The organism is Flavobacterium columnare NBRC 100251 = ATCC 23463, assembly GCF_002530675.1.
Taxonomy (GTDB): domain Bacteria; phylum Bacteroidota; class Bacteroidia; order Flavobacteriales; family Flavobacteriaceae; genus Flavobacterium; species Flavobacterium columnare.
The window spans coordinates 1-13,327 of record NZ_PCMX01000053.1 but is presented as its reverse complement, the minus strand read 5'-3'; the positions used below and the strand labels follow the sequence as shown (position 1 = coordinate 13,327).

General features: G+C 30.7%; 11 protein-coding genes. 7 read left to right on the top strand and 4 right to left on the bottom strand.

The features are described 5' to 3' along the window. The first annotated feature begins 14 nt into the window (after positions 1–14). From B0A78_RS08065 to B0A78_RS08025, 7 genes are all read left to right on the top strand, one after another. Positions 15–908 (top strand): 3-hydroxyacyl-CoA dehydrogenase family protein, encoded by an 894-nt coding sequence (locus B0A78_RS08065; RefSeq protein WP_065213386.1) that lies wholly within the window; start codon positions 15–17, stop codon positions 906–908. 75 nt (positions 909–983) lie between these two features. Further along, a complete protein-coding gene (locus tag B0A78_RS08060; RefSeq protein WP_014165628.1) occupies positions 984–2,216 on the top strand; it encodes a DUF1015 domain-containing protein in 1,233 nt (410 codons plus the stop codon). An 881-nt stretch (positions 2,217–3,097) separates the two neighbouring features. Then, a complete protein-coding gene (locus B0A78_RS08050; protein ID WP_014165630.1) occupies positions 3,098–4,156 on the top strand; it encodes an acyltransferase family protein in 1,059 nt (352 codons plus the stop codon). 1 nt (position 4,157) lies between these two features. Next, on the top strand, positions 4,158–4,820 hold the full coding sequence (locus B0A78_RS08045) for a YggS family pyridoxal phosphate-dependent enzyme (protein WP_014165631.1): 663 nt from the start codon (positions 4,158–4,160) through the stop codon (positions 4,818–4,820). Positions 4,821–5,433: 613 nt separating this feature from the next. After that, positions 5,434–6,795: an exonuclease domain-containing protein gene (locus B0A78_RS08035; protein WP_065213383.1), complete on the top strand. Its 1,362-nt coding sequence runs from the start codon at positions 5,434–5,436 to the stop codon at positions 6,793–6,795. After that, positions 6,792–7,727: a tRNA (adenosine(37)-N6)-dimethylallyltransferase MiaA gene (gene miaA / locus B0A78_RS08030; protein ID WP_097609554.1), complete on the top strand. Its 936-nt coding sequence runs from the start codon at positions 6,792–6,794 to the stop codon at positions 7,725–7,727. The genes B0A78_RS08035 and miaA overlap by 4 nt, the downstream gene beginning before the upstream one ends. A gap of 2 nt (positions 7,728–7,729) precedes the next feature. Beyond that, on the top strand, positions 7,730–8,470 hold the full coding sequence (locus B0A78_RS08025; RefSeq protein ID WP_097609553.1) for an acyl-[acyl-carrier-protein] thioesterase: 741 nt from the start codon (positions 7,730–7,732) through the stop codon (positions 8,468–8,470). A gap of 167 nt (positions 8,471–8,637) precedes the next feature. Here the strand turns inward: B0A78_RS08025 and B0A78_RS08020 are convergent, their stop codons facing one another. From B0A78_RS08020 to B0A78_RS08005, 4 genes are all read right to left on the bottom strand, one after another. After that, complete coding sequence (locus B0A78_RS08020; RefSeq protein ID WP_065213381.1) at positions 8,638–11,343, bottom strand: DNA gyrase/topoisomerase IV subunit A; 2,706 nt, start codon at positions 11,341–11,343, stop codon at positions 8,638–8,640. Positions 11,344–11,395: 52 nt separating this feature from the next. Further along, positions 11,396–11,668, bottom strand: a complete 273-nt coding sequence (locus tag B0A78_RS08015) for a GxxExxY protein (RefSeq protein WP_231138892.1) — start codon at positions 11,666–11,668, stop codon at positions 11,396–11,398. 201 nt (positions 11,669–11,869) lie between these two features. Next, on the bottom strand, positions 11,870–12,955 hold the full coding sequence (locus B0A78_RS08010; protein ID WP_065213380.1) for a PDDEXK nuclease domain-containing protein: 1,086 nt from the start codon (positions 12,953–12,955) through the stop codon (positions 11,870–11,872). A gap of 10 nt (positions 12,956–12,965) precedes the next feature. Next, on the bottom strand, positions 12,966–13,327 hold a 362-nt coding region (locus tag B0A78_RS08005; RefSeq protein WP_123907276.1), incomplete at its 5' end, for a DUF4435 domain-containing protein.

The following is a 13,327-nucleotide window of genomic DNA, read 5'->3' as shown; positions in this document are numbered from 1 at the left end:
AGGGGCATCATACAATGAAAACAATTGCAGTTATAGGCGCGGGTACTATGGGCAACGGAATTGCTCATACGTTTGCACAAAGTGGATTTACCGTAAAATTAATTGATATTTCTGAAAAATCTTTAGAAAAAGGGATGGCTACTATTGCTAACAACCTAGACCGTATGGTTTCTAAAGGTTCTATTACAGAAGAAGACAAGCACAAAACCATTGGTAATATCATCACTTATACTGATATTAAAGACGGTGTAGTAGGATGCGATTTAGTTGTAGAAGCAGCCACTGAAAATGTTCAGTTAAAATTCAATATTTTCAAGCAACTAAGCGAAGTTTGCGACCATAACACCATTTTAGCAACAAACACTTCTTCTATTTCTATTACACAAATTGCGGCCAACGTAGTACATCCTGAACGTGTGATAGGTATGCACTTTATGAATCCAGTGCCTATCATGAAATTAGTTGAAATTATTCGTGGTTACAACACATCTGACGAAGTAACTAAAATCATCATGGATTTATCGGTTAAATTAGGTAAAATACCTACCGAAGTAAACGATTATCCTGGATTTGTAGCGAATCGTATCTTAATGCCTATGATTAACGAAGCTATCGAAACTTTATACAACGGTGTAGGTGGTGTGTATGAAATTGACACAGTTATGAAATTAGGTATGGCACACCCAATGGGACCTTTACAATTAGCCGATTTTATTGGTCTTGATGTATGTTTGTCTATCTTAAACGTCATGTACGATGGTTTCAAAAACCCGAAATATGCTCCATGTCCTTTATTGGTCAATATGGTTATGGCAGGTAAATTAGGAGTGAAATCTGGGGAAGGTTTCTATGATTACTCAGAAAGTAAAAAAGCAGAGAAAGTTTCATCTCAATTTAGTAAAAAGTAAAAAGTGTTTAGTGATAAGTAAAAAGTCGTTAAAGAACTAATTACTTTTTACTTATCACTTTTCATTCAAGAAAAAATGGCAAAAATAATCCCTTTTAAAGCAGTTCGCCCCACACATGATAAAGTAGCGCTAGTGACGTGTAGAACCTATGATGAATATTCCGCAGCTGAATTAGCCGCTTGGTTGGATTTTAATCCTTATTCTTTCTTGCATATTATTAATCCTGCCTATACACATTCGCAAAAAATTACAGCCGATAAACGTTTTAGAGGGGTAACTCATAAATACAACGATTTTAAAAAGGAAAATATTTTCATTCAGGAAGATAAACCTGTTTTTTACCTTTATGAAATCCAAACAAAATCAAATTCTTTTACAGGTATTGTTGCGGGTACTTCTATAGAGGATTATCAAAACAATCGTATCAAAAAACATGAAGACACCCTGCAATATCGTGTAGAATTATTTAAAGAATATTTACATCAAACAGGATTTAATACTGAACCTGTATTGATTACCTATCCTGATAGTACTGAAATCAACAATTTTATTGCTATCCATAAAAAAAACAAACCTATTTACGAATTTTCAACCACTAATAAAGAAAAACACATCCTTTGGAAAATTGATACCGAAATGGAAATTAACCTATTAATAGAACATTTCGAGTCGATCCCTAATCTATACATAGCCGACGGGCACCATCGTTCAGCATCGGCAGAAATGTTGTATGAGCAAGACAAAGCAACAGGCAATCCAAATTTGAATTATTTTATGAGTTTTTTAATTGCGGAAAGTAATGTAAAAATTTATGAATTTAATCGTGTAATTCACGACCTCAACGGACATACTAAGGAAGGATTTATTAAGCTTTTGGCAGAAAATTTCATCATTAAAGATAAAAAAAGTGAGTTATACCAACCCCAACGCAAATATGAATTTGGGATGTATTTGGATGGTCGTTTTTATGCTTTAGAATATATGAGAAATGGAAATAGTAATGAAAATGGAACTAATCAAATTTTAAAAAACCTAGATGCGCAAATTTTATACGATTATGTCCTTCAACCTATTTTAGGTATTGGCGACCTTCGCAATGATGAACGTATTGATTACATTCCTGGAAAACAAGCCATTTTACACATGAAAGAATTAATTGATGAGGGCGAGTTTGAAGTAGGTTTTATGTTGTATCCATCTGATATTAGTGAAATAAAATTATTAGCCGACAATAATCTGATTATGCCTCCAAAATCCACCTATATCGAACCGAAGTTTAGAAGTGGGTTGTTGGTGTATGAATTATAAGTAAAGAAAAGAAGTAAGAGAATAAGCTAAAGATGAAAAATGTCATCAAAAAATTAAAACAATATAATTCTAAAATAAACCTTTCAGAAAGGTTTGAGTCAAGTAGATTTGATATTACTGATGAGATTTTTAATTTTTCAGAAAAAGAGCGATTATCAAAAGGTGAAAATTCTTAAAAAAAAAAAACATTCTTCTAAAAGAAATTCTATATAAAAAGTATAATGAAAACAAAAAAAATAATGACTTAGATTTTTGGATAATCAACAATTGGGGAGGTATAAGAGGTTTTAAAAAAACGGGACAAAATATAGCTAAACTTAGTAAATTTAAAAACCAAATTTTAACTACAAAACTCACTTTAGATACTTTTAGCACAATTTCATCTCTTTCTAAAGTTGCTTCATTTATAAATCCAAATGAGTTTGTAATTTATGACTCTAAGGTAATTTATAGTTTGAATTGGCTTATATTAACTTCTGAAAATCAAAAAATTTTTAAAGTACCGTATTTCCCCATTCCTACTGGAAGAAATAAAATAATTTCTGATTTTGACATGAATACAATTTTAAATCTTTCTCACTTATCTGAATATATAAGCAATAAAAAAATATTTTATAATCATCAAGAGGCATCATAAATATTGTAACTTTATCAAACAAAATCATTTAACAATTTGTGGGGTAAATTCAAAACCATTTGAGTTAGAATTGCTATTATTTACTTTAGCCGATAAAGAAATTTTTGAAGATATTAAATGGAATGCAAAATTGAATTTATACAATCCATAAAGTATTGTAAATTCTAAAAAAATAGACTATTAACAGCACAAAACCACAACAATTGATACTTCTACTTACCTAAGTAACTCTTATTATTATCAAATGAAAAAATTACCTAATTTAACCTCTATTCGTTTCTTTTTAGCTTCAATTGTGGTTGTTTTTCATATTCCTTCCTATTGTAAAAATAGAGGTTTGCCTTATTATGATGCCTTACCTATTTTAAATAAAGGTACAGAAGCTGTCTATTTTTTCTTTTCACTAAGTGGTTTTTTAATCATTAGAAATTTATTTATTGAAAAAAGCAAAGGTACAATTCATTTAAAAAATTTCTTTGTAAGAAGAGCTTTAAGAATTTTACCGTTATACTATCTTGTTTTTTTTATAGGATTAACATTTTATCATTTAATAGCTCCTCTTTTTGGTTTTACACATACCTCTGAATACAATATCTTCTTAGCTTTAGCATTAGGCCTTACTTTTTTTCCTAACATTTTAGCAAAATATGGCCCTGGAGGTATTATTGAAATATTATGGTCTATAGGCATAGAAGAACAATTTTATGTATTTATTGCACCTGTAATTTACTTTTTAAAACCTTTAAAAGCCTTTCTTTTTTTGATATTTTTTACAATACTGTATTTCTATATATTTAATTTTAGTTATCTAAACGAGTTATTAAATGAGTATGGGATGGCTTTTTTTTACTTTTCTTTTAGCGGAATAGTTGCTTACACTTTTAACCTTTCAAACAATCTTTTTAAAACACCTATTCCCCTAACTTTTGTGTCTAGCTTAATTAGTTTTTTTATTTTTTTTACCAATATATTCAAAAATTCTCTGAATAACGAAACATATCATTTACTCTGTATGTTTAGCTTTTCGCTAACTATTTATTTTTTATCACAAAAACCAATAGGTTTTTTAGAAAACAAATTTTTTGTTACATTGGGCGAAATATCATACGGTATCTATATGTACCATGCCATAACCTTTCAATTCATTGGTTATTTATTTCTTAAAATGAAGTTGTATTTGCTACTTGATAATTTTTTTTCAATTATATTGTTTAATCTATCTGTATTTTTTCTTACTATATGTATATCGTACTTTTCATATCATTTTTTTGAAAAAAAATTTTTAACTCTCAAAAAATATTAACATGTCAATAGCTCAAAACCTCAATAATATAAAATCATCTCTTCCTCCGCATGTTACTCTAGTAGCGGTTTCAAAAACCAAACCCGTGAGTGACTTAATGGAAGCTTACCAAACAGGGCAACGCATTTTTGGAGAAAACAAAATCCAAGAAATGACGGAAAAATGGGAACAAATGCCAAAAGATATCCAGTGGCACATGATAGGTCACGTACAAACTAACAAGGTGAAGTATATGGCGCCTTTCGTGAGTTTGATTCATGGTGTAGATAGCTTAAAATTATTGCAAGAAATCAATAAACAAGCGCAAAAAAACAACCGTGTAATTGATTGTTTGTTACAAATCTATATCGCCGAGGAAGAAAGCAAATTTGGTTTAGACGAAAACGAATTAGAAGAAATTCTTCAATTTATCCAAAAAGATAATCCTTTACAAAATATCAAAATCGTTGGTTTGATGGGGATGGCTACTTTTACTGAAAATAAAAATCAAATCAAAAAGGAGTTTTTACATTTAAAATCTATATTTGATAAATACAAACCTATTGAAACTTCAAACCTGAAATTTCAAACGCTCTCTATGGGAATGAGTAGTGATTATCAACTTGCTGTTGACTGTGGAAGTACGATGGTTCGTATTGGAAGTAGTATTTTTGGCTCGAGATAAATTAAACAGTAGTAATTTCAATGACAATAATCCATTCAATTTTTAATAAAAACTTCATATTTAAAATCAGGTCATTTCTGCAAAACGTATGTTCTCATTAATAAAAAAATTGCGAATTAGTTTAACTTTTAAATTTAAATTATCTTAGCTCCGACAAAACCATTATAATGGAAATTAACAAACCAAATTTTAACAAAATCTATAATTTCAAGGATAGACTTATAGGATTTGCTCGAGAAATAATTCTCTTTGTTCGTCAATTTGAAAAATTATATGAATTAGATTATTACACAAATCAGTTAATTAGGAAGTGTTTGTTTCAATTATGGTGAAACACAAGGAACTATAACCAATAAAGATTTTATTTTTAAAGTTTCTTTATCTCTAAAAGAATTAAAAGAGTCAAGAAAATCCTGAAAAACATTAGATTATATTCCTGCTGGCAACCTTGAAAAAGGAAATGGTTATTAAATGAAGGAGAAAGAATTAATAGCTATAGCTTCAAGAATGATTAACAATAAAAAGTAATTCAATACAATATCAAAATCATTTTTAAAACTAAAACTTGAAGTTGATTTTTGAAGTTGTTTTTTTTTTGACATTGACATTGAATATGTACGCAATACTCGACATAGAAACCACAGGCGGTCAATACAACGAAGAAGGTATTACCGAAATAGCCATCTATAAATTTGATGGTCATGAGATCCTAGACCAATTTATCAGTTTGGTTAATCCTGAAATTCCCATTCAACCATTTGTAGTAAAACTAACAGGTATTAATAATGCCATGCTTCGTAGTGCTCCTAAATTTTATGAAATAGCCAAACGAATTATAGAAATTACAGAAAATTGTATAATTGTAGCTCACAATGCTTCTTTTGACTATAGAGTCATCAAAACCGAATTTAAGCGTTTGGGATATGATTATAAAAAACAAACACTTTGTACCGTTGAATTATCTAAAAAATTAATTCCCGATCAGACCTCTTATAGTTTAGGAAAACTAGTACGAAGTTTAGGAATTCCTGTAACCGATAGACATCGTGCAAATGGTGATGCCATGGCAACCGTTAAACTTTTTAAGTTACTTCTTTCAAAAGATATAGAAAAAACGATTGTTAAAAGTTTTATAAAAACAGAGATAAAATCGGGTGTAACCCCTAAATTGTTAGACATTTTAGACCATGTACCCAGTAAAACAGGTATTTACTACATTCATAATGAACAAGGTGAAATCATTTATATTGGAAAAAGTAAAAATATAAAAAAACGAATCAATCAGCATTTTACTGGACTTTCTAAAAAAAGTAAAAAAATACAAAAAGAAGTCTTTACAGTTACTTTTGAAGAAACAGGTAGTGAGTTGATTGCTCTCTTAAAAGAAAGCGAAGAAATAAAAATAAACAAACCTATTTATAACAAGTCTCTACGTAAAACCCTTTTTCCATGGGCACTTTATACAGAAAAAGACATTCATGGTTATTTGATCCTAAAAGTTCTAAAAGCCGATGGTCGAAAAAAAGAAATCATCTCTTTTAGTAGCCAAGAAGAAGGGAAAAATGCCTTGTTCCTAATTACAGAAAAATACCAATTGTGTCAAAAAATCAATGGTTTATACGATTCTAAAAACAGTTGTTTTCAATACGAAATTAAACAATGTTTGGGAGCTTGTATCAATCAAGAAAAACCAAAAGATTACAATACAAGAGTATTAGAATTTATACGTAATCACCAATTCCAAAACCAAACCATGGTTATTGTAGACAAAGGTAGAACGTTGGAAGAAAGAAGTGCAGTTCTTATTGAAAATGGGGAGTATAAAGGCTATTGTTTTTATAATTTAAATCATCAAATACATACTATAGAAATTCTAAAAAAAATTATTATCCCCATGGAAAACAATAGGGATAGTCGAAACATTATTCAGAATTTCATCAATAAAAGAAAAGTTTTAAAAATAATAAAATTTTGATTTTGAATAAACCAAATTATTTAATTACCATTATAGGTCCCACAGCTATTGGTAAAACCGCTTTAGCTATCCAATTAGCTAATCATTTTGGATGCGAAATCATTTCCTGTGATAGTCGACAGTTTTTTAAAGAAATGTATATCGGAACAGCTGTACCTTCACAGGAAGAATTAGCACAAGCACCGCATCATTTTATCCAAAACAAATCCATTTTTGAGAGTTATTCGGTAGGCGATTATGAAATTGAAGCCTTACAGAAATTAGACGAATTATTTCAGAAAAATAACATCCAAGTACTTGTGGGCGGTAGTGGTTTGTATGTAGATGCTGTTTTAAAAGGATTTGATGAATTTCCTGATATTGATGCTTCCGTACGTGAAACCGTTAACAGCAAATATGATGAATTAGGTATCTCCTATCTTCAAGATAATTTAAAAAATTTAGACCCTGATTATTATCAAAAAATTACGAACGAAAATCCACAAACCCTTCAGAACCCACAACGCATGAAACGTTTTGTAGAAGTCTGTATCGGTTCAGGACAGCCCTACTCTAGTTTTTTAGGCAAACGCAAAAACCAGCGCAACTTCACGCCTATAATTATAGGTTTAGAAGCTGACCGTACGCTGATGTATGAACGTATCAACCTTAGAGTTGACTTGATGATGCAACAAGGATTATTAAAAGAAGTTAAAACACTTTTACCGCACAAAGAACTCAACGCCTTACAAACTGTAGGCTATCGCGAACTATTTGATTATTTTAAAGGAGAAACCTCTTTAGATGAAGCCATTGAACAAATTAAAATGAATACCCGTCGCTTTGCCAAACGTCAAATGACCTGGTTCAAGCGTACAGATAACACACAATGGTTTGATTATCAAATAAATTATAATACAATCATTACTTTTATTAATTCAAAATTCATATAAAAATGCCTATTTCACCCGATTTTTCATCAATCTTTGAAGAAAATCATAAAATTAATTTTTTACATTGTACTCCTAATGGTATCCTTAAATATACGGATTTATGCAATCTTTTTCAATTAACAGCCAGTTCTCATGCGGAACAAGGAGGGTTTAGCCATTCTGATATGCAAATCTTTAACCAAGCTTGGGTTTTAAGTAGAATGGTGGTTGAAATCATAGATTTACCTAAATGGCAAGACGAAATAACAATCAAAACTTGGATTAAATCCTTAAATGGGTATCAATCTGTTCGATGTCTAGAAATGTATCTAAAAGGAGAAAAGATTATTGGTTGCGAAACTTTTTGGGTAGTAATTAATACCCATACTCGAAGACCAGAAAACTTTGCTCTTTCTTATGATCCTTTTACTTTTTTTCCTAATGATGCTACTAAGACTAGAACTCATAAAATTAATATTCCTGAAGATCCGATAAAATTAACCGATAAAATTGTAAAACTTTCAGATATTGATATAGTGAATCATGCCAATAATGTAAAATATTTAGAATGGTCATTAGATGAAATGGATCCGAAAATTATTCTGGAACAAAAAATAAAATCCTTTACAATTAATTTTTTAAAGGAAATAAATCTTCGCGATAAAATTGAAGTAAATTGTAAAGAAGACAAAGAAACTACTACGTTCACGATAACAAAAAATAATAAAACTTGCTATGCTTTAGCACTCCATTTAAAAGTATAAATAAAACAAGGACTGTTTAGGAGAAAGCCTCCTTTCAACGTCTAGTCCAAAACCTTCAATAAGAGAAACCACATTATCAACGTTATGTGATTTCTCTTTTAGGTCAACTAGAACAGAAGCTTATAAATGAGATTATCCTCCTTAAAAAGTCTCTTTTTATGGTGGTATTAATCCAAACTCAACGTTATTTGCCCATCATCTTCTAGGGTAATATCATAATCTTTGATATCAGTTCCTTCTTCTAATTCTGTATCCTTTTTAAAATTTTCTTCAGAAAGTTCTTTTGGTTCCTCATATAAAAGCGATTCCAACATATTAATTTGTTTAATTTTATCTGCTGTTAATTGGTTTCCTAATGCTTTTATTCCCTTTACAGCAATAAACTCCTCTAAATTAACTATTAAATTTTCTTTTTGAACCCCACCTTTTTTAGCAAAAATAACCTCTGCCATAGGTCGCCAATCCGTAGAAACAATTTCTAATTGGGATTTTTCATGTTCAGAGATAAAAAGCTCTTCTTTATTTTCATGTTCAACTAAAAAACGTTTTATAAAATAACGCTCTTTTTCACCATCATAATAAATAGCCGAAATAGGTTTTTGAGGATGCCATTTTTCCAATACAATCATATCGTCTTCAAAGTGCGTGGTTAGCTCAGGAATTACTGTTTTAATTTTACCTGATTGATGAATGATTAGCAAACGGTCATTCGGTTTAAATTCCCCTAATAATTCCCCTCTTCCATCAACATTCAAACGTTGTACGGTATCGTCAAACCATACTTTTCTTGGGCGCAAGGTAGAAATGCCTCTTTCTTTTAACTCAATTTTTTTAATCGGATATTTAGCCACTGTATTCCCTTTAGAAGCTCTTCCTTTGATCATAATATCAGCAAAATCTATGTCCCATTTTAATTTTTTGACACTTCCAACTTGACGCAGTAAAATAGTTACTGTTTCTGCTTCACCATTTGGATTAGCCGAAAAATACAAGACTTGCGAACCTGTTTTTTCCTGAGTTAAATCATATTCTTTATCTCTAGTTACACCTGAAACACTAAAACGTTTGATAAATGAGGGACCTGATTTACCATCGCGATAAATCATATTATAAATGGTACGCTTGTCGTTTTTATCAAATACAGCTATATGAATGATCTCCTTACCTACAAATTTCTTTTCATCTACTTTTGTAACAATCATCTTACCATTACGTAAAAAACAAATAACATCATCAATATCACTACAATCGGCCACATATTCGTCTTTTTTGAGGGATGTTCCTACAAAACCTTCTTCACGATTTACATACAATTTTGTGTTTCTTAGAACCACTTTAGTAGCTTCTATATTTTCAAAATTTCGTATTTCAGTTTGACGCTCACGACCTTTACCATATTTTTCTTTTAACCTAGCGAAATAAGCAATTGCAAAATCAATTAAATTATCCAAATGATGTTTAATTTCTGCTATTTCATCCTCTAATTTAGCTATCAATTCATCTGCCTTATCAGAGTCAAATCGGGTTATACGAATCATAGGAATCTGCGTTAATTTTTGCAAATCTTCATCTATAATATCACGTACTAATAACTTTCTAAAGGGTTTAAAACGTTTGTACATATATTCATACAACGATTCTCTATTGGCATACAATTTAAAATCGATGTACATTTCCTCTCGTATAAATATTTTCTCTAAAGTTGAGAAATGCCATTTATTTTCTAGTTCTGCCAATTGTACTTCTAGTTCTTGACGTAATAAATCAAGTGTACGGTGTGTAGAAATACGTAACATTTCCGATACCCCTATGAACAATGGTTTATTATCTTCAATCACGCAGCCTAAAGGAGAAATAGACGTTTCGCAAGCTGTGAAGGCATAAAGAGCATCAATTGTCTTATCAGGAGAAACACCAGGTGGCAAATGAATCAATATTTCAACTTCCGCTGCCGTATTGTCTTCAATTTTCTTGATTTTTATTTTCCCTTTATCGTTTGCCTTTAAAATACTATCAATTAAAGAAGTCGTATTAGTAGAAAATGGAATTTGAGTAATAACAAGGGTCTGTTTATCTAATTGCGATACTTTTGCACGTACTCGCACACGTCCGCCTCGCAAACCATCATTATAGTTAGAAACATCTGCAATACCAGCTGTTGGAAAATCAGGATAAAGTGTAAATGATTTTCCTTTTAAAATTTTAATAGAAGCATCAATTAACTCATTAAAATTATGGGGTAAAATTTTAGTTGATAAACCTACCGCAATACCTTCTCCTCCTTGAGCTAAGAGTAGTGGAAATTTTACAGGTAAGTTAATAGGCTCCGCACGACGACCATCATAAGACAATCCCCATTCTGTAATTTTAGGAGAATATAACACCTCTAAGGCAAACTTACTTAAACGTGCCTCGATGTAACGGGATGCCGCAGCACCGTCTCCCGTTAGTATATTTCCCCAGTTTCCTTGGGTATCAATTAATAAATCTTTTTGTCCAATTTGCACCATGGCATCACCAATACTGGCATCACCGTGTGGATGGTACTGCATGGTATGCCCTACTACATTTGCTACCTTGTTATAACGTCCATCGTCCAACTCTTTCATGGAGTGCATAATACGACGTTGTACGGGTTTAAAACCGTCCTCAATAGCTGGTACAGCACGCTCAAGGATTACATAAGAAGCATAATCCAAGAACCAATCCTTATACATACCCGTTACTTTGGTAATCGTAGCATCAGGATTTTCTTCATTATTTTCATAAAAATGTTCTCCCAAAAAATATCCTTCCTCAGAAGTGTTTTCTTCAGATTGGTTTTTGCTTTCTAGGGTTAAATCGTCTTCTATATTTTCGTTTTCTTCACTCATAATTTAGGGTCACAATGTTCCACTAAGTCAAACACTAAGTTTCACAAGGCTTTTAAATTACTAATCTTTTTATTCCGTCTTTTAATGATTTTTTATAAAAACTTAAAAGTAAACCCAATCTACAATCTGTTAACCGCATATATGTTAAACATTGTGCAATATGTTCGATTCTAAATTCTTCAAGTACTTTTAACTCAATAATAACTTTATCATTTACTATTATATCTACTCTATATCCGCAATCAAATTTGATATCTTCATAAACGACTGGAAATCCTTTTTCTTGTTTAACATTCAATCCACATTTTTCTAATTCAAAAACCAAACACTCGCGATATACTTTTCCAATAATCCTGAGCCCAATTTTGTATGCACTTTATAGGCACAGTCTAAGATTATTTTACTGATATCGTTTTCTTCTTGCATAATCATATTTTTGTTACACAAAGTACTTCACAATGTTTCACAAAGTTTTTTTAACTTCTTTGACTTTGTGCTAAACTTAGGGTGACTTTGTGTAGCTTTCTTACGAAATTATCTTTTTAAATTCTTCTACTGTTGGTAAAACCGTTTTGTATTTACTAGCGAATATTTGGTCATTTTCTTCTGGTAAAGAATATTCAACCAGTAAATTGCTTTTATTTTGACACAATATTATTCCAATGGTTTTGTTTTCGTCTTCCAAACGCATTTCCTTATCATAATAATTGAGATACATCTGCATTTGTCCTAAATCTTGATGTTTGAGTTCGCCTATTTTCAAATCAATAAGTACAAAACATTTTAAAATTCGGTTATAAAATACTAAGTCAATATAAAAATGTTTTTCATCAAATGAAATTCTTTTTTGACGCGCCACAAAGGTAAAACCGTGCCCTAATTCCATCAAAAAGGCTTCTAATTTATCTATGATTTCAGTTTCAAGTTCTTCTTCCGAATATTGTACTTTTTCAGCTAATCCTAAAAACTCTAATATATACGGGTCTTTTATTAAATCTTTTGGTTTTTCAATAATTTGACCTTCTTGGGCAAGTTTAAAAACTTCTTCTTTATCTCTGCTTAATGATAATCTTGCAAATAATGCCGAATTGTATTGACGCTTTAATTCTCGAACACTCCAATTGTGTTTGATAGATTCTATTTCATAGAAATTGCGTTCTAGTTTATCATCCATCGAACTAAGAAATATATAATGTGACCAAGAAAGTTTGAATTGCGCAGTCAGTGTCTGCGTTTTTTGTTTTATATCAAAAATCCGAGACAGTGATTCGGATTTTGAGTTTTCTAATTCCGCAGACAGTGTCTGCGGAATTGTAAATACTTGATAAAATCTGCGCATTTGCTCAAGATTACGAATACTAAATCCTTTGCCAAATTCTTGTGTGAGTCTGTTAGATAGTAATTGGATTAAATATTTGCCATATTCTGCGCGTTCATTGCCCTTTTGTTCTTCTTCAACTATTTTCCGACCAATTTCATAGTAAGTAGTAACCAGTGTTTGATTTACAGTACTTACTAACTGCTGATGTGAACTTTTAACAATAGTAATCACCTCCTGAAAGAAATTATTTTCAGGATTGAGGGGTGTTTTATTGTTGTTGTTTTGTTCCATTAAAATCTAGTTAATTAATCACCTTCTGAATGTAAAGATTCAAACTTTCTGGGGTTTCTGCATAATTACTAAAAATCGCGATAGCTCTCTCATTATTTAGAGCACCAGCAAATGAAAATTTTAATTTTTTATTATTTGTTTTTTCTTCTAATATCATCATATCAATAAATTTTATTAGAAATTCCATTTCATATTTCCCTCTAAATACCTTTAACTTATCACAATCTTGGAACTCATTAATTTTCGCTGTCAATATATTTTCATCAATATCAATCGCAGAAGGAAATTCTGCATTTAATCTTGAAAGATCATAATTTATTGAAACTTGATCAATGGTAAAGTTTATAAAGTTTTTAGGAAATTTATCATCTA

What these genes read in the sequence shown, in the direction of transcription:
- B0A78_RS08065 (WP_065213386.1), top strand. Translation starts at nt 15, where the DNA reads ATGAAAACAATTGCAGTTATAGGCGCGGGTACTATGGGCAACGGAATT.
- B0A78_RS08060 (WP_014165628.1), top strand. Translation starts at nt 984, where the DNA reads ATGGCAAAAATAATCCCTTTTAAAGCAGTTCGCCCCACACATGATAAA.
- B0A78_RS08050 (WP_014165630.1), top strand. Translation starts at nt 3,098, where the DNA reads ATGAAAAAATTACCTAATTTAACCTCTATTCGTTTCTTTTTAGCTTCA.
- B0A78_RS08045 (WP_014165631.1), top strand. Translation starts at nt 4,158, where the DNA reads ATGTCAATAGCTCAAAACCTCAATAATATAAAATCATCTCTTCCTCCG.
- B0A78_RS08035 (WP_065213383.1), top strand. Translation starts at nt 5,434, where the DNA reads ATGTACGCAATACTCGACATAGAAACCACAGGCGGTCAATACAACGAA.
- B0A78_RS08025 (WP_097609553.1), top strand. Translation starts at nt 7,730, where the DNA reads ATGCCTATTTCACCCGATTTTTCATCAATCTTTGAAGAAAATCATAAA.
- B0A78_RS08020 (WP_065213381.1), bottom strand. Translation starts at nt 11,343, where the DNA reads ATGAGTGAAGAAAACGAAAATATAGAAGACGATTTAACCCTAGAAAGC.
- B0A78_RS08010 (WP_065213380.1), bottom strand. Translation starts at nt 12,955, where the DNA reads ATGGAACAAAACAACAACAATAAAACACCCCTCAATCCTGAAAATAAT.